18 protein-coding genes, 1 tRNA gene and 1 pseudogene are annotated in these 20,022 nt (G+C 56.2%); 5 read left to right on the forward strand and 15 right to left on the reverse strand.

The genetic code is table 11. The annotated features are described in order from the left end of the window. Positions 1–202 precede the first annotated feature (202 nt). Positions 203–1,279: a transcription termination factor NusA gene (nusA, locus tag KIH81_RS02710; RefSeq protein WP_214303965.1), complete on the reverse strand. Its 1,077-nt coding sequence runs from the start codon at positions 1,277–1,279 to the stop codon at positions 203–205. A gap of 206 nt (positions 1,280–1,485) precedes the next feature. On the opposite strand from nusA, the gene KIH81_RS12010 reads away from it, so the two are divergent. Together KIH81_RS12010 and KIH81_RS02720 are read left to right on the forward strand one after the other, a co-directional pair. After that, the gene (locus KIH81_RS12010) at positions 1,486–2,343 is read left to right on the forward strand and encodes a hypothetical protein (protein WP_236029211.1); all 858 of its coding nucleotides are present in this window, start codon (positions 1,486–1,488) and stop codon (positions 2,341–2,343) included. Between the two features lie 320 nt (positions 2,344–2,663). Then, a complete protein-coding gene (locus tag KIH81_RS02720) occupies positions 2,664–2,837 on the forward strand; it encodes a hypothetical protein (protein ID WP_214303966.1) in 174 nt (57 codons plus the stop codon). Positions 2,838–2,920: 83 nt separating this feature from the next. On the opposite strand, the gene KIH81_RS02725 is transcribed toward KIH81_RS02720, so the two are convergent. The 7 genes and pseudogenes from KIH81_RS02725 to KIH81_RS12325 form a co-directional block, all read right to left on the reverse strand. Then, the gene (locus KIH81_RS02725) at positions 2,921–3,964 is read right to left on the reverse strand and encodes a LacI family DNA-binding transcriptional regulator (protein ID WP_214303967.1); all 1,044 of its coding nucleotides are present in this window, start codon (positions 3,962–3,964) and stop codon (positions 2,921–2,923) included. 148 nt (positions 3,965–4,112) lie between these two features. Next, entirely contained in the window at positions 4,113–5,426 is a 1,314-nt protein-coding gene (locus tag KIH81_RS02730; RefSeq protein ID WP_214303968.1) for an ABC transporter substrate-binding protein, read from the reverse strand. 110 nt (positions 5,427–5,536) lie between these two features. Beyond that, positions 5,537–7,093 carry an arabinosylfuranosidase ArfA gene (arfA, locus tag KIH81_RS02735; protein WP_214303969.1) on the reverse strand — a complete coding sequence of 519 codons (1,557 nt, stop codon included), beginning with the start codon at positions 7,091–7,093 and terminating at the stop codon, positions 5,537–5,539. 491 nt (positions 7,094–7,584) lie between these two features. Next, positions 7,585–7,740 carry a hypothetical protein gene (locus KIH81_RS02740; RefSeq protein ID WP_214303970.1) on the reverse strand — a complete coding sequence of 52 codons (156 nt, stop codon included), beginning with the start codon at positions 7,738–7,740 and terminating at the stop codon, positions 7,585–7,587. Positions 7,741–7,913: 173 nt separating this feature from the next. Further along, positions 7,914–8,981: a zinc ribbon domain-containing protein gene (locus KIH81_RS02745; RefSeq protein WP_214303971.1), complete on the reverse strand. Its 1,068-nt coding sequence runs from the start codon at positions 8,979–8,981 to the stop codon at positions 7,914–7,916. Next, positions 8,981–11,140 (reverse strand): hypothetical protein, encoded by a 2,160-nt coding sequence (locus KIH81_RS02750; protein WP_214303972.1) that lies wholly within the window; start codon positions 11,138–11,140, stop codon positions 8,981–8,983. The genes KIH81_RS02745 and KIH81_RS02750 overlap by 1 nt, the downstream gene beginning before the upstream one ends. 12 nt (positions 11,141–11,152) lie before the next feature. Further along, positions 11,153–11,266, reverse strand: a pseudogene (locus KIH81_RS12325) (zinc-ribbon domain-containing protein); the annotation flags it as partial. Positions 11,267–11,298: 32 nt separating this feature from the next. Between KIH81_RS12325 and KIH81_RS02755 the strand changes: the two are divergent. Continuing rightward, positions 11,299–11,577 carry a helix-turn-helix domain-containing protein gene (locus KIH81_RS02755; RefSeq protein WP_109056441.1) on the forward strand — a complete coding sequence of 93 codons (279 nt, stop codon included), beginning with the start codon at positions 11,299–11,301 and terminating at the stop codon, positions 11,575–11,577. A 335-nt stretch (positions 11,578–11,912) separates the two neighbouring features. Here KIH81_RS02755 and KIH81_RS02760 read toward each other — a convergent pair whose 3' ends face one another. From KIH81_RS02760 to KIH81_RS02775, 4 genes are all read right to left on the reverse strand, one after another. Continuing rightward, positions 11,913–13,565 carry a hypothetical protein gene (locus KIH81_RS02760; RefSeq protein WP_214303973.1) on the reverse strand — a complete coding sequence of 551 codons (1,653 nt, stop codon included), beginning with the start codon at positions 13,563–13,565 and terminating at the stop codon, positions 11,913–11,915. Next, positions 13,562–13,765, reverse strand: coding sequence for a helix-turn-helix domain-containing protein (locus KIH81_RS02765; RefSeq protein ID WP_338024729.1), 204 nt, complete (start codon positions 13,763–13,765; stop codon positions 13,562–13,564). Before KIH81_RS02765 ends, KIH81_RS02760 begins: the two co-directional genes overlap by 4 nt. 298 nt (positions 13,766–14,063) lie before the next feature. After that, a complete protein-coding gene (locus KIH81_RS02770) occupies positions 14,064–15,449 on the reverse strand; it encodes a tyrosine-type recombinase/integrase (protein ID WP_214303975.1) in 1,386 nt (461 codons plus the stop codon). Between the two features lie 247 nt (positions 15,450–15,696). Next, positions 15,697–15,781, reverse strand: a tRNA-Ser gene (locus tag KIH81_RS02775). A 189-nt stretch (positions 15,782–15,970) separates the two neighbouring features. On the opposite strand from KIH81_RS02775, the gene KIH81_RS02780 reads away from it, so the two are divergent. Together KIH81_RS02780 and KIH81_RS02785 are read left to right on the forward strand one after the other, a co-directional pair. Further along, positions 15,971–16,501 carry a helix-turn-helix domain-containing protein gene (locus tag KIH81_RS02780; protein WP_214303976.1) on the forward strand — a complete coding sequence of 177 codons (531 nt, stop codon included), beginning with the start codon at positions 15,971–15,973 and terminating at the stop codon, positions 16,499–16,501. Continuing rightward, complete coding sequence (locus KIH81_RS02785; protein WP_214303977.1) at positions 16,482–17,045, forward strand: PIN domain-containing protein; 564 nt, start codon at positions 16,482–16,484, stop codon at positions 17,043–17,045. The genes KIH81_RS02780 and KIH81_RS02785 overlap by 20 nt, the downstream gene beginning before the upstream one ends. A 40-nt stretch (positions 17,046–17,085) precedes the next feature. Here the strand turns inward: KIH81_RS02785 and KIH81_RS02790 are convergent, their stop codons facing one another. The 3 genes from KIH81_RS02790 to KIH81_RS02800 form a co-directional block, all read right to left on the reverse strand. Continuing rightward, positions 17,086–17,832 carry an HNH endonuclease family protein gene (locus KIH81_RS02790; RefSeq protein ID WP_214303978.1) on the reverse strand — a complete coding sequence of 249 codons (747 nt, stop codon included), beginning with the start codon at positions 17,830–17,832 and terminating at the stop codon, positions 17,086–17,088. 204 nt (positions 17,833–18,036) lie between these two features. Next, positions 18,037–18,906 (reverse strand): aldo/keto reductase, encoded by an 870-nt coding sequence (locus tag KIH81_RS02795; protein WP_214303979.1) that lies wholly within the window; start codon positions 18,904–18,906, stop codon positions 18,037–18,039. Between the two features lie 46 nt (positions 18,907–18,952). After that, the gene (locus tag KIH81_RS02800) at positions 18,953–20,002 is read right to left on the reverse strand and encodes a LacI family DNA-binding transcriptional regulator (RefSeq protein WP_214304065.1); all 1,050 of its coding nucleotides are present in this window, start codon (positions 20,000–20,002) and stop codon (positions 18,953–18,955) included. Positions 20,003–20,022: the final 20 nt, after the last annotated feature.

Consider the following 20,022-nt stretch of genomic DNA (forward strand, 5'->3'; position numbering starts at 1 on the left):
GCAAGCTTGCCCTGTCTCATCGTGCGACCATGTTCGTGTTACCTCGTCTCTGTGCAGGCGAATTTGCGCGCACTGCGCCCGCCCACATACGCCAATCAAGCATACTCATAACGCTGGATAGGCATGCGAAAACCGCGAGCCGCGCCATATGGGTACGGCCCGCGGGAAACGCCTTCTTCCGGTTGTCCGGTTACCTGGACGGTTACTCGGCCTGCGCCGGATCCGGCTGCGCGGCCTGGGCTGCCTCTTCGGCGGCCTTCTCGGCGGCCACCTTCTTGGCGTGCGCCTCGGCGGATTCGATGCCGATCTTCCAGCCGGTGAGCTTGGCGGCCAGACGTGCGTTCTGGCCCTCCTTGCCGATGGCCAGCGACAGCTGATCGTCGTGGATGAAGGCGATGGCGGTCTTGTTCTTCTCGCTGATCACCTGCACGCCGGTGGCCACGGCCGGAGAGAGCGCGGCGGCCACGAACTTGGCCGGATCCTCGGAGTAGTCGACGATGTCGATCTTCTCCGGGCCGAGGTTCTCCATGACGGCGCGCACGCGGGCGCCGCCGGGGCCGATCAGCGCACCCTTCGGGTTGACGCCCTCGGTGTTGGCCTTGACGGCGATCTTGGTGCGGGCACCGGCCTCGCGGGCGATGGCCATGATGGACACGGCACCGGAGACCAGCTCCGGCACCTCGCGCTCGAACAGACGACGCACCAGCTCCGGGTGGGAGCGGGAGACCACGATCTCCGGGCCACGCACGCCACGGGCCACGTTCACCACGTACACGCGGATGCGCTCGCCGTGGCGGTAACGCTCGCCGGGCACCTGCTCACGACGCGGCAGGATGGCCTCGACGTCGCCCATGGCCACATGCACGTTGGCCGGGTCGGAGGCGTCCTGCTGGATGATGCCGGTGACGAGCTTGCCCTTCTGTCCGGAGAAGGCGCCGAAGACCTTGTCGTCCTCGGCCTTGCGGAACAGCTGGGTGATGACCTGACGCGCGGTGGCTGCGGCGAGACGGCCGAAGTCGTGCGGGGTGTCGTCGTACTCCTCGCCCAGCTTCGGGGCGGGGTGCGGATCGTCTTCGGTGGGTTCGACCGGAATCTCGTCGGCGGCCCACACGGTGAAGCTGCCGGCGCGCTCGTCCAGTTCCACGCGGGCGTGCTTGGCGGCGTGCGGGGTCTTGAGATAGGCGAGACGAAGGGCCTCGGCCAACGCCTCATCCAGGGTTCCGGGGTCGATTCCTTGCTCAGCGGCAAGCTTGTGCATTCCTGTCAGGTCCAGTTCCATCGATCCGTACCTCCTATGAAGTTATGTGGCGCATGGTCTTGAGTGGTCACAGTTAGCTATTAGTGTAGGTTTCCATGCAGACACGCTCCCCCTTATTCGTTCTCGGCCGACGCGCGCTGGTTGTGGCGTGCGCCGGGGCGATGCTGTGCTCACTGGCGGCGTGTTCGGCGCCGCGTCTGGCCGGCCGTGCGGAGGCGGAGCGCGCGATGAGCCCGTGCGAACAGGCGTTGACGTTGGTCAATGACGCCGATTGGGCGTCGGCCGGGTCGCCTCTGATGATTCGGTTCGTGGCGGGGCAGTCGATTCCGTTGAATTGGATCGACGTGGCCACGTACTGCCCGGGGCGTTTCGGCGAGGGCGTGCTGCGCGACGCCCAGACCAAGGCCGAGCTCGCCTCGATGGCCGACCAGCTGGGCGGCGTCTCCCCCGCCGTGACGCCGGCGCGCTTGGACGGCGTGACTTCCGCCGTTGCCGGGACCGATGTGCTGAATGCGATGGCCGTGGCCGAGGACCGCGCGGGATTCGCGCTGGAGGTGCTGGCCGCCCGTGGCCAGACCGAGGGGGCGACGCTGGCGCTGAGCGACATGCATAAGACCGCCGGACAACAGTTGGTGTCGCTGGCGGATGGCAGTTGGGGCGATGCTGGTTCGTCTGATACCAGTGGTTCCGGTTCGTCCAAGTCCGATGGTTCCGGTTCGACCGGCGATTCCGCGGCAGGCGATACGGACGGTTCCGGTTCGTCCGGTAGCGGCTCGGCTTCCGACGACAACAGCGGCGGCAACAGTAACGCCGGAACGCACGCCGACCCGCGGCAGAAGGTCTACGACATCAGCCAGCTGCTGGCTAATCCCACGACCATCGCGGACAAGGCCAGCGGCCTGAGCGTGTCCACGGCCGCCGCCATCGAAATGGATTGCGCCCGCGCCGAGATCAAGGCCGTCACCGATGCCGACGCGCAGTTCGACGACACCACGCTCTCGATTCTCGCCGCCTTGGCCGCCAAGCACGCCTACACCGCCATCCAGCTCGGCTACCCCGCCAGCGACGCAGCGTTGTTTGAGTGAGCTCCTCAGGCTGTAAAAGATGAAAAAGGCTGACACCTTGCGGCGTCAGCCTTACATCCATAGATCGGGGCAGTGACACCCCTAACAGTTCGCTTTACGGACATTAAGTCTATGTTGGCCACCATAAGCATCCGTAATGGCACAGCTCACTGTTGCTTTTCATTATTGCACATCCCATTATGCTTTGCACCCGATTCGCATAAAGACAAGGCTTGACAGCTATGCTGTACGTACCCGCACGAGTCCGCTGGCACCGGACGAATGCGGCGATGGTTTCGGCCATCATCCATAAATCAACAGTGACACAAGGAGGACTCATCATGAGTTCGAAGAACGATACGCCTGGCAAAGGCTGCACCCGAATGTTCCCGATGATTGCAACGGCATCATCCGTCGCATTGGCCGGTCAGATATCACCCAAAATGGCATGGCTCACATATGTGGCCGTGCTCATTTACGCGGCGGTAAATGACCGAATCAATATGAAGGGCTAGCCTGGTCACGGCACATTCTTCATGGCTGTTGCGGCACAGCTGCAACAGCCATTCCGATAGTCACTGTAAATACTTGCATTCAGCTACAGGGCGAGCCGCGTGGAGGCACGCTCCACCAGCGTGAAATCGGTCGTGTAGGTGCGGGCGGGGCCGGCGTAGCCTTCGATGCGGTCGATGAGCATGTCCACGGCGTGCTTGGCGTAGTCGTCCACATGCGGGTCGATGGTGGTCAGGGCCGGCACCGAGTATTCGGCTTCCGGCACGTTGTCGAAGCCGACGAGCTGCACATCGTTGGGGATGCGCAGGCCCCGCCGCTGCAGTTCATGCACGGCACCGAGCGCCATGGCGTCGTTGAGGCAGACCACGGCCTCCGGGCATGGCAACGAATCGAGCATCGCGGCCGTGGCCTGCACGCCGCCGTGCTGGTTCCAGCGATGCACCGGAATCACGTATCGCCAGTCGACCTCAAGTCCACGCTCCAGAAACGCCTGCACATAGCCTTGGGTACGCAACGCCTGCGTGCCTTCACGCTGCTGCTTGATGGTCTCCCAATCCTCCATGCCGGGCGGTGCGCCCAACAACGCGATGGCCCTGGTCCCGGAATCCAAAAGCCGGCCGACCGACTGTTTGACGGCCTCCACATTGGGCATGGTGACCAAGTCGCTCTTGCCGTAGGTGAGGTAGTCGCCGGCAAGCACCACCGGATACGGCTGCTGCAGGACCGCGCCCTCGTCGGCGAGCGCGCGCTCGCTGAAGAAGATCCACCCGTCCGCGCCAAGACGGTAGGTCTCCTCGATGTTGTCCGCAAGGCCCATGCCGTCGGAGCCGTACGTGTTGATGATCACGCCGTACTGCCGGGCCTTGGCGAACTCGATGACCTTGTCGGTCAGGTAGGGCGCAAACGGCTGGGAGAAGTCGAAGATGTTGAGGCCGATGAGCCGGGTGCCGCCGGAGCGGATGGCGCGGGCGGACAGGTTGACCGTGTAGCCGAGCTTGCGCATAGCGTTTTCGACCCGTTCGCGGGTGTCGGGCCGCATACGCCCGGTGCCGTTGATGACGTTGGACACTGTCTTGATGGAGACATCGGCTTCGCGGGCCACATCCTTGATCGTTACGCGGCTGGTCATCGTTCGTTCTCCCCTGTATCGATCTCCATCTGCATTCGGCCTGCGCCGAACATCCTTCATATACCATGCATGATTCATGGATACGATACGCATCCGTTCAATCGTATCCATGAATCATCATTTCATAGCATCGGCGAAGATTAGATGCTCACTGACCCGCCGTAACCTTGAATCCTTGGCCGTTGCCGTATTGAATCAAGGATTCCTGCCACTGTTCGATGCCTTCCTGATAGGTGATCTCACCGGAGCTTGCCTTACCGATGTAGTCGCCGAAGCGGGTTCGCGCGTCGACTTCGTAGGGCAGGAACTGCCACTGGGTTCCGACCTTCTTGGCACCTTCGACCAGCACGTCCTGGTACTTCTGATCGCCGAAGTACGAATCGGTCTTGGTGAGGAACTGCTCATCGGACATGGTTTCGGTATCCGCGGGGAACTGGCCCTTGTCGATGCGGATCTTGACGCCTTCGCGATCATGCGCGGCGAACTCCACGAACTTGTAGGCCGCCGATGCCTTGTCGCTTCCCTCGAGAACCGCCAAGGACGAGCCGCCGTCCTCGCCGTTGCCGTCGGTGTTGGCGTCGATCTGCGGGAGTCCGGCGACGCGCCACTTGCCCGCACCGGTCGGCACGCCGTCCTTCAGCATGGCCGCCATCCACGCGCCGGTGGTGATGGTCGCTAACGAGCCGTCTTCCAGCGCCTTGTACCATTCCTCGGACCACATGGTCAGCTTGGTATCGATGAGGTCCTCATCGATCAGCTTCTGCATGAAGACATAGTACTGCTGTGCAATCGGGTCATTGACGTAATTGATGGTGACGTTCTCGCCGTCGGCGGTGACCGCCTTGCCTCCGGCCGCCCAGATCCAGGCTTCGGTCACCGCGATGTTCGCCGGTTCGCAGGTGATATAGGCGCCGATGGCACGGAGCTTCTTCGCCGCCTCGTAGAATTCATCCCACGTCTTCGGTGCTTCGGTGACACCGGCCTTGTCGAACGTCTCCTTGTTATAGAACATCGCGTCGGGCCCCGAATCGATCGGAAGCGCATGCACTCCCCCGCCGTACGTCACCGAAGCCCACGGACCAGGGGTGTAGTACCCGTCGAATTTGTCGGCGCCGAACTCGCTGAGGTCCTTCAACGAATTCTGCAGCACGAATTGGGGTACGGCGAAATACTCGATCTGCGCCACATCAGGGGCACCCTTGCCAGCCTGCAACGCATTGTTGATGGCCGTGTACTGCTTCTGCGCGGTACCGGCATTGGTGATCTTCACCTTGATATTGGGATATTTCTTTTCGAAGGCCTTGGCGACGGGGGTCAGCGTCGGCTCCCATGCCCAGACGTTGATGGTCACCGGATTATCGGCGGTGCCCTCATCCGATGAGGTGCCGGAGCCGCACGCGGCCATCGACAACACCGTCGTTGCCGCAAGGCCTGCCGCCATGATCGTTCGGAAGGACTTCATTGTTCTCTCTCCTTGTTTTCCTGTTTGGTTATTGGCGAGGAGCCGCCGGAGCATCAGGTTGCATTGCGGCCCGATGAACCGGCGGCTTCCCATGTCACTTCACATGCACGTCACTTCACATGCACGGCGGTCCAGGAGGCCGGGGGCAGCGTCACGTGGACGGTGCCGGTTTCGAGGTCGAGGACTGCGGTGTCGTTGGCGTGCGGGGTCACGCGGTTCTGGTCGTCGCGGGTGTTCCGGGCGAAGAGGTCGTCCTCGTGCAAAGTCCGGGCCTCGACCGCAGTGCCGCAGCCTTCCGGCAGGCGAATCTCGAAGTCGTTGGCTTGCTCCAGCGAGCGGTTGGTCACGAACACGGTCACGGAACCGTCCTCGCCGCGCACGGCCACGGAGTTGACGATCGGCACCTCGCCGTACTTGGCGGTCTCATAGGTACCGGTGGCGAGCTTCGGCTCCAGGACCGTGCCGCCCTTGGCATACCTGGCGGTCAACGCGAACGGGTAGAACGTGGTCTGACGCCAAGCGGGACCACCGGGCTCGGTCATGATCGGGGCGATGACGTTGACCAGCTGGGCCAGGCTCGCGGCGTGCACGCGGTCGGCGTTCCTGAGCAGCGTGATCATGAGATCGCCGAACACCACGGCGTCGGCGGCGGAATAGACGTCCTCCAGCAGACGCGGGGCGACCGGCCAGTTGCCGATGCCTTCCGGGTTCCTGCTCGGCTCCTCGTCGATGTACCAAACGTTCCATTCATCGAACGAGATGAACACGTCGTGCCTGCTCTTGAGCCGGGCCTTGGTGGCGTCGATGGCGGCGGCCACATCCTTGATAAAGCCGTCCATGTCCACGCCGGAGGCCATGAAGCTCTTCATGTCGCGGGTGCCGTCGGCCTGGAATTCGGGATGGTAGTAAGCGTGGCAGGAGACGAAGTCGACATTCTCGTAAGTCTTCTCGAGAACGGTCTCCTCCCATTTGCCGAACGTGTCCATGGAATGGCTGGACGAGCCGCACACCACGAGTTCCACATCCGGGTCGATCATGCGCATGCCGGCGGCGACCGACGCGGCGAGCGTGCCGTAATCCTCGGCGTTCTTGTGGCCGGTCTGCCACGGGCCGTCCATTTCGTTGCCCAGGCACCACATCCTGATACCGAACGGCTGGTCCGCACCATTGGCGCGACGCTCCTCGGAGAGCTTGGTGCCGCCGGGGATGTTGGCGTATTCAAGCAGGTCAAGCGCCTCCTCCAGGCCACGAGTGCCCAGGTTCACGGCCTCCATGAGCTCGTTGCCGCCGACCTTGTCCAGCCACTTGGCCATCTCATGCAGACCGAACTGGTTGGTCTCGGTGGAATGCCACGCCAAATCGAGACGGCGCGGACGCTCCTCCTTGGGGCCCACGCCATCCTCCCAGCGGTAACCGGAGACGAAGTTGCCACCGGGATAACGAATGGTGGTAGCACCGAGTTCGCGAACAAGCTCGATGACATCCTTGCGGAAACCGTCCTCATCGGCCTCAGGATGACCCGGCTCATAGATGCCGCCGTAGACGCAACGGCCAAGATGTTCCACGAACGAACCGAACAGGCGGTCATCCACCGGCGCGACTTCGAAGTCATCATCGACGATCAGACGGGAGGAATCTGAATTTGCAGTGGACGTCTGCTCTGACATGCGCTCTCCTTTGCTCACATGAAGTCCGATACAACGTTGTCTCAAAAGAGCCAAACCACGCCAGCCATTGTTATTCGGAATCTACTTAGCTGCCATTTGGTACAACATTGTATTTATTGCTATCACGATGATACAACAGGGAATCAACTCTTACAACCAGACATGCCACACCAAGCCGTAAAACGGCGGAATTGCAACGTTTTCGGCATGAAAAAGGGTTTCAGGCGAGTGGCCTGAAACCCCAGAGGCGGATAAGGCGAGTAACTAACCTAAATAGCCGCTTATGTACTGGAAATACTAGGAAAATACGATTGCATAAGATACATCCGCCCCGCATTTCGCCCCGTTTCTAATGGCTTATCACGGACGCTTAAGGCTCTTAATCTAGTAGACAGTCTCTCATCGTCAGAGCAAGAGCCACTCACCAATAACATCAAAGTTTCAGGTTGCCGGCGCAGCCCTCGATAACGAGAACCGCGCCTTAATGACCGCTACACGAGCAGTCTCAGCAACTGGTAGAGCTGCCAGAGGCTACGCACGTTAAAGTGCGTACCATCAACCGTGACCGTTGCCTCGCTATCGCCCACATGGACGATCACGATACGTCCGTTCACGGTCAGAGTGCCGTGCATCGTGATATGATTCATCTTGCAACCTTTGGTTAAGGGCGCAAGCCGATAACCAGTTAAGGCCCGATGTTCCAAGCGTCGGGCCTTTTCTTATCGGCTTGCGCCGATAATGGCCCGTCATATCAACGGGGACACCGCATGTTACGACGTCATAATTCAATGTACCAGTACACACGAATCAGCACAGCATCCTATTCATTACCATCAATGACACCATTCCCATTCTCATCAACCGGAATGTAGCCGAAGGAAGTAGAAGGATCGGGATTGTTTTCTCTTCCAAAGGGTAGATAGTTCATCCCGTTTCCCATATCTGCATAAATCTCACTGCATGGCATAAGCTTGCCGGAGTTACCAGCAGAACAGTTGTAATCCTTGTATTTCTCATATCCTACGGCATCTTCAGGAGAGCCCGGACCGTTATCAGAAACGGAATCAGCTCCATCATCCGCAGTTGAATCTTGCGTGTCCGATGAATTCGCTTGACCATCTGAAGTATCATTTTGCGTATTTGGAGCTGATTGCGAACTATCAGCATCTCCGATTTCGCAGCTTACCATCAATGACTGTAAATCTAAGACGACGCACCTCGTAATTGCAGAATCACCCAATCCCATGAACGAAGCTGAATTTATATCAGAATTTCCCTTCTTATTCTCCTTAAGAGCAAGAGATGATAAATTAACATACAGCCCATAACCATTCATGTAATCATTATCATCGCCATATTGAGTATACTGTTCCGGAAAGCCCAATTGTTCGCGAATACAATTCATATCTTGAGCCGTTATTTTTGCATCATATCCTGACATAGAAAAAGACAAATCAACATATTTTCCATCTTCAACCGACTGGACAGATATATTCTGCAAAGAAGAACAATTAGTCAAAATTGCATTAACTATAGGATATTGGCTTTGATCCAAATCCTGCTTCTGATCTTGCATATTCTGCTGACTATCATTAGAATTGGATTGACCACTTTCATGATTCGCAATGAAGACTATAGCAGCAAAAACAGCAGCCATAGTAAAAATAGCGATAATCCATTTCCACGTTGAAGCCTTCGAAGAAGGTACACTGTCTAGTTCTGATTGACGAGAATAGGATACAGATGAATTAGAAGCATTCACAGAATAAGCTTCTCGTCCATCTGGTTTATCAGATGATTCGATGAACCGCACTGAAGCCCCGCATCGGGAACAAAAAGCCGAATCGTTCGGAATTTGATTTCCGCACTTATGACAGAACATGCTCATCACTCCCTGTAATAGACAGTATCGTTGGAGATTGCCGGACCATCACTGTCTGCGATGACCAAATAATCTCGAGACAAGTCAGGGGGATTACTGGAATCCGTTGGAATACTGACATATTCCTGCTGGAAGAAATCCAGATCAGTTCCAGTCATCAAGTAATATACCGACACTTTCGACCCTTCGGAACATCCCGCTGATCCTTGGCAACCGGCCATCATCTGAATAGGCATCTTTGTTGACGGAAGACCAGGATCTGATTGATACTGGAATCCTAAATCCGATTGAGCATCACCATTAGGAAGCGGGTTTGAGTCCCCTGAAACAAAGGAGAGACCCCCCGGAAAACTTTCCCCATATGAACTCGGAGTATAGCTCAGATTAGCGTTAAGACTGACACAATTGCCATCATTCCGGCAATATGTCCCAGTCAGCTTAGTCATATCTCGACCCTCAACTACTGAATTCCACAAGTCAGTAAAGTCGGAATCGACAGACACGGAGGAAGAAGTTCCTTGATCCCCATTATTAACTCCAGTATCATTTTGACCGTTATCAGACTGTTCCGACGATTGTTTATCGTCGTTTTGTTTATTGTCTGCGATGGTGTTTAACGAAGGAAGTTCTTTGTCTAATTCCGAAAGACTTCCAATTCGCAATTTGTCATTAATATCCTCACCACTCTTCGTAAGATCAGGATTTGGAGTTCTTGTCCCCAATCCAATAGTTATAAACAAAGAACCAGTCAAGCCCATACTATATCCAGCAATCGTTACTTTGTTATCGGATATATAACAGGAACGACCTCGTTTATCACTGATATTAAACCCATCAGAACGAAGCTTCACATCAGCAAGCGCAAATCTATTAAAGAAGTCAAGCGCCGCGTCCGAATCAATAGACGCCGAACCACCAAGCTCTTTATACAGACATGCGGCAAGTTCTCCATTCTTTTCCGCATTATCAGAGTAATCAGAAGGTACCGTAAACATCGCTAGAATAAATTGACGCGGCGCGTTATATACCAAGGTAGAATTGGCTGTCATGATTGAACTAGCAGGATAATACTCTGCATATTTACTGCAATCACGATATGTTCTAGTCAAAACATTTTGTATAACATATGACGGGTATTCATCATGACCACCTAAATACACTTTCGTGTTACTTACTCCAGTAACACAAAGGATAACAGCAAGAGCAACACCAATCAGGGGCGTAAGTAGTGGAATTCGAACAAATACGATCGCACCCGAATCATGCGTATTATTTTCAATATTGTACTTATTGTCACTTATTTTCGATAGCTTGGAATACGCTCCGACAATTTCTGCATGTCCCACATCAGGATCATGTGATATCACACGTAAATCGCAGTGGGAACGGAAAGCGGAGTTGAAATCCATTTTTTGCTGTTTAATATCGCTCAACACCGAATCAGCAAATGCGTTAGTTCTCAGATCTTTCGGAATTATTGTTTCCAATGGAGCAATTATTCCACTAATCTGCAAATCCTTGTTTTTACAGTAATCAATATAGGATTCCCCTGTTTCAGCTGCACGATCAATACGGTGTATCCTTGTCAGAGAAATAAGACCATATATCATTGCCGATAGAGCCACAATCTCGCATATAGCGGAAACAATCAGATGCCCGTCGCTCCCTCCATACTTAAACCCGACGAAAATCACGAGAAGTCCTACGACAAGGGCAACAGGTGCGATAATCGCTGCAATGACGGTTTTCTTCTGGTCTTTCTGACGTAAAAGCCCATTCCGTTCAGCATTTGTGATGCTCTCTTGCAGCGATGATTGCATGCTCCATGCCTGACGAAGCGTCTCCAAAAGTAGACGTGAATCATCTTCCGATAGTCCGATTACAGTCGTTTCAGCCTTGTTGAGAGGAAGGAAACCGTCGTTATCGAAGTCAGCTCCGGACTCGTATGGAGTACTACTGCCGACCGAATGGGACCCATCCGGTTCGACGGGGATAGTCTCCCGAACCGTCGCTGCCACGTTGGGAGCGGTAGCGTCTGCTTCAGCGACATTCCCCTCAGCTGCATTCCGCCCATTAGAAGCCTCCGTTTCGACCGCTGGTATGAGAGCTGAATCCTCTTCTGATGAACGCATGCCAATCGTCATTTGAAGAGTAGCTTCCGTCATTGAGAGATTTCTCCCGCACTTCACGCAGAATGCAGCATCTTCTGGCAGCTTTGCCCCACAGAATCGGCAGTACATGGTTCTCACCCAATCCCTTTCACCCTTATATTGCCATATATAGGAGGCCATATACAAAACCGTCTGGCCCTATCTTGTGGCGCATGCCGCGCAATACACCCACAGGTTCATGGAACCAATATGCACAGGAACTGGGCCTTAATATGCAGCGGCTACGAGTGGCCCATAATTTCTCGCAGGAACACGTTGCCTACGAAGCCGGTCTCAGCCGATACACCTACCAGAAATTCGAGAAGGGCGAATCCATGCCGGGAACACCAGCAAACCCCAGCCTGAGGAACATCATGGCCATCGCCCAAGTTCTTAACGTCACTCTGGATGAACTGTTACCTGAGCCTTGGCCTGATTTGCATGCCCGTTAATTAATAACACGTATGACACCGTTGTTCTCCGTGCACCATAGACTCGATACCGTTTCACGGTATATCTGAGGAATATGGCGCATGGTTCAGTCGAGCCCACGGTCCTCGGCATCCTTGGCGTTCCTCAAGTCGAATCAACTAATTTAAGAACTCACGCGAGATAAGACTCGACCGGCTCGCAACATTTTGTTGATGCGTGACAAAGTAGAAGCATCTGTATACCCGTATACTTTGTATATTTGCCCCTCTATCTCATCAACATATGTCTGAGACAGAATGACGATTCATCTCAACCGTGAGGCGAGTATACAAGGTATACAGGTATACGTCAGATTTTATTCCTCTGAGGACAGCTTCCAGATTACGACAGCGCTACCACCTCGCTTTAGCGGCTCCAATCTATGGTCTTCATGCAGCCGTTTAATAGCATCTTTCACGCATTCCTTCCATTTCTTATTCACTCTCCGTCGGATATCCACTCCAGATAATCCATCCGGATGCCCCTCAAGGCACCGAATGATCTTGTCCTCCGTTTCCAGCAAGTGAAGCTCACTCATATCTGCGTCAGCGGCCTTTTTGGCAAGCTGTCCATCGCGAATCTTCTTGACACGACGTTCCTGTTCCAATCGGTCACTTTCTTCCAGACAGAAATCACGCGCACGGTCGGACATCAGCATGAATGTTCCCGCAAGAGTCCAATCCTTTGCCGTGACATTGCACTTCCGCTTCAAATCGCGTGAATCCAAGATGCAGAAGAGTGCCGCCACTTTGGCCTGAAGCTCAAGTCGATGAGCATCAAGTTCATGAATCCTCCCATGCACCCCTTCCAGCTGCATACGGTCAGCCTGCTTCTTGGCACTGGAGGGGAACGTCATCTCCATGAGGGGGTACTGCTTATCAGGATCGATAAGCGATTCCCTGTCTCCTACCTGCAGCAGGTCAAGAAGACCAGCAAAGAGGCCTACGCTGTCAAATCTGGTCAAATCACACGTCCACTGATCTTTCGGCATCAGCGGACGCTGAACCGGTGCAGCAGTATCGATCGCGTTCACAAAGATGAATCGGCTGGCAAAGCCCACACTGGAATTGTCGAATATGACATGAGACTCCGATGGCTGAACACCAAGAATGGAACTCAGCCTGTATGAGTAGGGCGGCAACACAACCGAGCTTGACTTAGCTCTCGTCTCAGCACCGATGTACTCGTTGCTGAATGCCTGAAGCAAGGTCGTCAGCATGGTCGAGCCATCCGTCTTGAACGAAGCGCCTAGGGCATTGACCTCAGTCTGCACCAGCTCCACTCGATCAGTACGGATTTCCGGATGATATTGTCTAGGTATCGGCTTCCCCTTATCGTCCTTGTCTTGAACCATCGACACGAACTTGGACACGATGCTTTCACCGGTCTTCGGCTTTAGTTCCAGCATCGGGTTTCCCAAGGGAAGCGGAATGAGGTTTCGAGCTGCACTCACCAGTTTGCCTTTGCCTGTTCCCGGAGCTCCCACAAGTGCCACGTTCAGGTTCAGGCTCATAGGATTGTCATAATCCGTGACCTTCAGCACCACGGAAGGGCGAATCATCGAGCTGACCCTGACAAGTACCGCTCCAAGAAGACCTTCCGGACTTACTCGAATGGCACGAGCATAATCATGGACATGTCGAAGCCATGTTCGGGCATCCCAAAATCTTTTCTCGGTCACGGCATCCAGACGGGGGTTGTTCGAACCGTCATCAACTTGAATCGACGATGGCCCCTCTAAGGACGAGACGTCAACTGTCTCTGATGTTGCAGCAGACATTTCGTCACCATCATTCAGGCCGGATTCGACTTCGCCGGAAGCAACTCCAGAGAAAGCCGGCAGCACAGAACCATCAGGACCATGAGAGGAGCCATACTCCTCATCCTTCACGCGAATCTCCGCCGCGTTGGACATAGCGTCATTCTCATCTTCAGGGATGAGCTTGTCGGCATGATTGGTCATGATCATCTGCCCTCCACGTAGCTCTTAAGGCTCGCATAGGAAACCAGATAAATGCGACCGGATTTCCGGGCACGGATATACCCTTCACGGATAAGACGGTAAACACTCTTGGTGTCTTTGAAGCCCAAGAGCTCAGCCGCTTGTGCTACAGTCACGGAAAGCGGCTCAACCGCTCCTATATAATCATGCATGAATTCCTCCTGCATAAAGATGAAGCGGCCAGAGGACACTTCATCAAAGTGTCAACCGCCTATCTTCAGCAGGTTCTTGCTATCCCATCACAATTTCCAAATAATTGGTCACCGCTCAAGGACTTGGTCAGTACTTTATCGCAATTATTCAATTGTCAGCGTTGATTCAGCCAATAGCGTTATTCTCGCCATTATTGGAATAAAAGGGTTTGAGGCAAAACGAATCTTGAGACATCAGCCTCTTACCCGTTCACAATGCTCGGATTATCCGCCCATATTTTTCATAGGCCCTAAATCCGCGCCACGGCAATAATCATGCCTCCTTTTCGAACAGACTGGTCATCGTCTGTATCTGCGTCTCCTTGGAGAACGATGCCAATACTCGACTACGCTTCTGCTCCTCTAAGTTGAGAAGTACCGCTGTGCGTGTATCCAAATCCATCTGCTCCAGATCCTTGACGAGCGACTGGAGCCCGTCCAACTCCCTGCCCTCACCGGGGTCGTCCCGAGAAGGCAACGGCTCCCCAAGGTCCTTTTCTGATGGCTCCATCAGCTCATCCGCAAGCTGCCGGTTCACCCGATTCATCACATCATGACGATATGAAGCGGAGACATTGTCCTGATACACCGACGCAGTAGCCATGGTGCTATGGCCGGCAACGGCCATGACGAGATTCACACTCGCACCATGCTCAACCAGACGTTGCAGGGCAGTATGACGCAGGTCGTGGAATCGAACGTCGCTCAATCCCACAGATGCCTTCGCGATACTCCAACGGTTGTTGAAGCTGCTCTCTCTCATGAAGCCATTTGAACGGCGAGCCGGGAAAAATGGCGCAGACTTCTCCCTCCCAACGAATGAGCGAAGGTGCTCTTCAATCATCGGGCATAAGTACTCCGGAATATCCAGCACTCGGTCACTTTTCGGCGTCTTGGTCGTACCCCGCACCACTTCTTTGACTCCATTGTTCTCACGTACTTTGACGCTGCCGCATACGTGGAGGGTCCTCTCACCCAGATTCACATCACAGCGTCTCAGAGCCAACACCTCACCAAGACGCAGCCCCATGACACCACCCAGAAAAACGGACAGACGCAATCTTTCCGGCATGGCCTCATACAGCTTCTCCAACTCCGCAATCTCCACGTTGATGGCTCGACGCTTCTTTGGCGGTAACGCTGTCTTGATTCTGCATGGTGAGCGCTCTATAAGAGTGTCTCCTTGAGCATTAAGGGGGTCATTTTCAGCGCTCCGCATGATGCTTGAAAGCAACTCATACGCCTTGACCCTAATCGCAACAGGCTTGGCATAGCTGTCCCACCAACGCTGAACATCCTTAGGGAGGATAGACACCACCGTCATTCCTCCAAAGAAAGGGAGAAGGTGATTCTTCAACAGCTCCTGATACTTGGTTCTCGTTGATTCCGACAACGGTTCCCCATTGCCTTTATGCCGATTAGAGACCCAAACACCAGCATATTCAGCGAACTTCACCCCCTGAGCTTCGGCTTTGGCCTTGTCGACCTCCGGCGGAGTCCAAATACCCGCAATGATCTTTCGCTGCTGCTCGGCCAACCATCCTTGAGCCTGTAATAGGTCTCTGAAGGTCTGGTATTGCCTTTCCGATAGTCCGCGATACTCAGAGAATGCCCACGCCGGAGTGTTGTAGCTCGCCTGATATACAACACCTGCAGCCATACGGCGTTCTTTTATCTGTCCAAAACCGCTCCGCCTTGTCTTCCTCGGCACACATCATCACCTCCATCTAACGGGGCGAGTTCCATGAGGAGACCCAATACGCCCCGCATTCCGCCCCGTTTCTTACGGTCTTTCGAGGAGCTACAAGGAACTTTAGGGGTGAAGGTCCAAAATGACAAAACCTAGATATAGCAAGGGTTTTGCAGATAAACAAAGGGTTCCGGGGATATCCTCGGAACCCTGAAGGCGGATAAGGCGAGATTCGAACTCGCGGAGGGGTTAACCTCACACGCTTTCGAGGCGTGCTCCTTAGACCGCTCGGACACTTATCCATGTCACCAAAAGGCAACTTGTTTATTATGCCACAACCTGCCGATCTGGCAAATCGGTGTTTCGCCAGCATCGCAAACAGCCTCGATGCCATAGCACAGCTCCACCCGCCATCGATCAACATCGGCATCAGCAACCGTTTTGGTCGTTTTGGATGTTTTGGTCGGTATAATAGACGAAGGAGGTGCACTATGACCGCAGAACACGAACTCACCATTCCACGTGCGATTCTTCCTTCCAAGAACATCGAAGACCTGTCACTGCTGGAAGGCATCACGGCCAGACTCCTGGATGAAGAAATTTTCATCCGTGACGCGAAAGGTGTGGAATCACCCCTCCCATCACAGCTGAAAGAAGTCGTGCAACAGACCGCAGTCCTACTTTCCCAAGGGAAAAGCGTCATCATCGAATCGGCCGACCAGACCTTGTCCACGGAACAGGCTGCGACGATTCTAGGCGTATCACGGCAAACATTGGTCAGAATGCTGGATCGCGGCCTCATCCCCTACTCAAAGCCCTCAAAGCACCGCAAAATCAAACTTGACGATTTGCTGGAATATCAACGATCGACCAGCAGTCAAAAAAACGCCGCACTCACCCAAATGGTTTCAGTCGGAGAATCCAACGGACTGTACGACATTCCTGAACCATTGCCGGAAGAAGCGACGCGAGCCATCGCAGCGATAAGGAAAGAACAGTCCGATGTTGTCGGTGTTTCTTGATGCCAACATCATCTATTCCATAACGTTGACCGATGTGATGCTGACATTGGCGGAGCATCGACTCTTCCTACCTCTTTGGTCACAGAAAGTATTGGATGAGGCCCGACAAGCCGCAAGTAGAACCTTGCCAACGGCCATGCAACCGGCTTTTTGCCGACGTTTGGCCATTATGAATCAGGCTTTTCCGGAATCATCCATCGAAGTTCCGGAAGAAGATTGCGGACAATACAGCCTGCCCGACCCCAACGACCGACATGTGCTCGCCGCAGCTCTCAACGGCGGCGCGGACTTGCTCATGACCCGCAACCTCAAGGATTTCCCTCAGCCGATTTTGGAACAATATCGACTACGCGCAACAAGTCCCGACGATTTCCTGTGTTGGCTAGCCGAGCAACAGACCGACGCCGTCGCCGAATCCCTTCGCGGGCTCATCAGACTGAGGCGCAATCCACCGATGGATGTCATCGACTTGAGCAATCGGCTTGAGCGTTCAGGAGCCGTTCGCTTCGCGCACTTCGTGAGACAAGGTAAAAGACAGGTATAACTCGAGCATCAGGCCCGCAGGCTATCGTCAGCATCCAAAATCACTGGTCCTCGGGTACGGCCTGGCCGGGGCAGTTGTGGAGGACGGCGAGCATGGCGTCCTTTTCGGCGGAGGTGACGGTGAGATGGTACTTGTCCTTGACGCCGATCTGGCGGGCCACGTAATCACAGCGGTAGCCGGAGTTGGTGGGCAGCCAATAGGCCGCTGAGGCGGAGCCCTTCTCCTGATTGGCGGGACCGTCCACGGCGAGCAGGTTGTACTGGTCGTTGCCGAACTGGCGACGTTCCGCGGTGCTCCAGTCGCGCGCGCCGGACTGCCAGGCGTTTTCGAGCGCCACCACATGGTCGATCTGGACCTTGGCGCTGGTGGTGCGGCCGCGCACGAAGTGGATGGTCTTGCCGGTGTACGGATCGTCGAGGGTACCGGAGACGACCTCGCATGAGCCGGCGTACTTGTACTGCACGTCCGTCAGGTCGCGGGCGAGCACATCCTCGCGGGCGTCGCAACCGTTGCCGTCCGTGTCCTCCTCGCGGAAGCCGAAGGAGTCACGGTCGTAGCCGGAGGCGTCCTGGTTGTCGTCCACGATGAGACGGTTCAGGGTGTCGGCGGCCGAACCGGTGGCCGTGTAGCCGCCGGTGATGCGGGCCGCATCGGAACTGACCTGCGGCAGCATCAGGCCCACGGTCACGCCGATCACGGCGGCGAGCACCAGCAGGATCAGCACGCGCTCCAACGGATTGGAGGCGTTGAAACCGCGGCGGAAATGCGCATTACGACGTCGTGCCATCAATCACCACCATCGAAAACAGTTGCCGAGCCTCGTGGGACTACCCCTCAGTCGCCTTCGGCGCCAGCTCGTTCGTAATTAAGGACAGGCTGCGCCTGAGCTTCCTTGGTTCGCCTATCAGCTCACACATGGTCTACAAACAGTCCACTGGACTGTTTGCTTCACAACCATGTCCTTCAAGGGGAGCCAAGAAAAGGCCATCTATCAGGCGTAGGTAAAGGTGGCGGGGTCGTGGCCGGCGCGAGTCGGGCCGTCGAGCGCGTCGATGGCGGCGTGCTCCTCGGCGGTCAGGGCAAAGCCGAACAGGTCCAGGTTCTCCTTCTGACGCTCGGCGTGCACGGACTTGGGGATGATGATCGTGCCGTTCTCGATATGCCAGCGCAGAATCGCCTGGGCAGGGCTGACGCCATGAGCCTCGGCGATGCGCGCGATGGTGCCGTCGCCGGCGTTGAGGTCGGCGCCGCGGGCCATCGGCGAGTAGGCCTCCACCGCGATGCCGTGTTCCTTGCAGAAGTCCACCACTTCGCGCTGCTGCCAGGTGGGGTGCAGCTCGATCTGGTTGACGGCCGGCCAGGAGCCGGTCTCCTCATGCAGTCGCTTCAGGTCGGCGGGCATGAAGTTGCACACGCCGAGCGTGCGGGCGAATCCTTCGTTGCGCAGCTTGATGAACGCCTTCCAGGTTTCGCTGCTGCGCCAGTCGAACGGAGTGGGCCAGTGGATCATGTACATGTCCACGTAATCGAGCTGGAGCTTGGTCAGGGAGTCCTCGAAGGCGCGCAGGGCGGAGTCGTAGCCCTGCTGGGAGTCGCGCAGCTTGGTGGTGACCCACAGCGTCTCGCGCTTGGCGCCCTTGTTGTAGCCGGTGGCGGCGAGCGCACGGCCCACGCCGGCCTCGTTGTTGTATCCGGCGGCGCCGTCGATGTGACGGTAGCCGGCTTCCAGCGCGGATTCGACGACCGGCTCGACACCCTCGTCGTCGATGCGCAGCACACCCAGGCCGACCTGCGGGATCGAATGGCCGTCCTTCAGGGCGATGTCCGGCACGTTGGCGGGGTTGATGTGACCGTTGGTCATGATGCGATGCTCCTTCATTGCTTCAACTACACGCCACTGTACACGGTCAGCGTGTGGAGGCGCGGGCGATGACCCGCGATTGGGTGGTGAGCAGTTCGGGGCTGGTGATGTCGCCGCGGATGCGGCCGAGGATGCGTTCGACGGCGGTGGGCGCGGTCCAGTCGAGTCGCGAATCCATCGTGGTGAGCGGAATCTGGAGGTAGGGGGCCTCCTCGATGTTGTCGAAGCCGATCACCTGCACCTGTTCAGGCACCGCGTGCCCCGAGATGCGCAGCGCGGTGAGCGCACCGATGGCCAGCTGGTCGTTCAGCGCCACCACGCCGTCGAACGGCACGCCCGAATCGATGAGCTGCTGGGTCACACGGGCACCCGCACCGATCGTCCAGTCCTGTTCGGTGGCGCCGATGAGCCGCGGATCGATGGCGAGACCGCGGCGATGCGTCTCCTCGATGACGCCGCGCAGACGCAGTTGCGCGTTGCCTTCGACCGCCTTCAGCAGGCTTGCCTCATCGTAGGCGCCGCGCGCGCCAACCACGGCGAGACGCGAGGAGCCATGGTCGTACAGGTATCCGGCGGCCGTGGCGGCGGCGGCCACATCGTCCGGCGTCACATGGTCGGCCACGCCCCATGTGGTGCGGGCACCGACCACCACCAGCGGAAAATCGACGTCCAGATCCTCGCGGGTGATGTTCTCCACCTCGCTCATCGACAGGATCATGCCGTCGGATACGGTGGAGTTGAACTTCTGCAGCAGGTCGCGCGCGCCTTTGGCCGACCCTTCCGCGTACGTGGTCACGTATACCGAATACCCGTGCTGGCGGGCGGCGTCGATGATGCGGTTGGCGAGCTCGGCGAGGTACGGCGGCGTGAGCGAGGGCACGGCGAGCGTGATGAATCCGGTGTGGTTGCGGTTGAGGTTGCGGGCGGCCACGTTGACCTGGTAGCCGAGCTCCCTGATCACCTGCTCCACTTTGGCGCGGGTCTCCTCGCTCATGCGGCCGGAGTCGTTGATCACGTTCGAGGCGGTTTTCAGCGAGACGCCCGCGGCTTGCGCCACATCACGCAGCGTGACGCGCTTCTTGGTGTCCGACTTCATCCTGCTCACGCGAGGCCCTC

Source organism: Bifidobacterium miconisargentati (assembly GCF_019331675.1).
Classification (GTDB): domain Bacteria; phylum Actinomycetota; class Actinomycetes; order Actinomycetales; family Bifidobacteriaceae; genus Bifidobacterium; species Bifidobacterium miconisargentati.